We start from the raw sequence: 521 nt of genomic DNA, 5'->3' as shown, positions 1-521 counted from the left end.
GCTCCTGCTCGTCCGGGGCGGCGTCGCGATCCATATACAGCATTTCTGTGCGAAACAGTCCTACGCCCTGCGCGCCATTGGCAAATGCGCCGGGTGCCTCCAGCGCACTGCCGATATTGGCGGCGATCGCCACCGGGACATTATCCCGCGTCACTGCGGGAAGCCCGGCGTCTTTGATCTGCTGATGATGACGTTTGTCGGCGAGGCGCTGCGCCACGCTGTAGTACTGGCTGACGGCCTCGTCAGGAGCCACCACCAGCACGCTGCACACGCCGTCCAAAATCACCTCTTTGCCGATATCCGCAGCCAGCGATGCCACCGTGATCCCGCTCATCACCGGCACTGATGCCGCACGCGCCAGAATCAGGGTGTGCGAGGTGCGCCCGGTTTTCTCCAGGATCATCCCCTTAAGCTGGCGGGTGTCGAGGCTTAAAAACTGGCTGGGCGTGAGGTCTTCTGCCGCCAGAATGGTCGGCGTCTCGAGGGTAAAGGGGGTTGTTTGCTGAAGCTCAGGCCAGGTA

Annotated in this window: 1 protein-coding gene; it reads right to left on the bottom strand. The window is 62.4% G+C overall.

The genetic code is table 11. The annotated features are described in order from the left end of the window. The coding region (locus tag K5E19_RS23930) for a PEP-utilizing enzyme (RefSeq protein WP_260411945.1) at positions 1-521 on the bottom strand (521 nt) is incomplete at both ends.

The sequence above is a fragment of the Enterobacter sp. RIT637 genome, from assembly GCF_019718755.1.
Lineage (GTDB): Bacteria > Pseudomonadota > Gammaproteobacteria > Enterobacterales > Enterobacteriaceae > Enterobacter.
The sequence above is the reverse complement of the archived record's forward strand: the minus strand, read 5'-3'. Positions and strand labels throughout refer to the sequence as shown.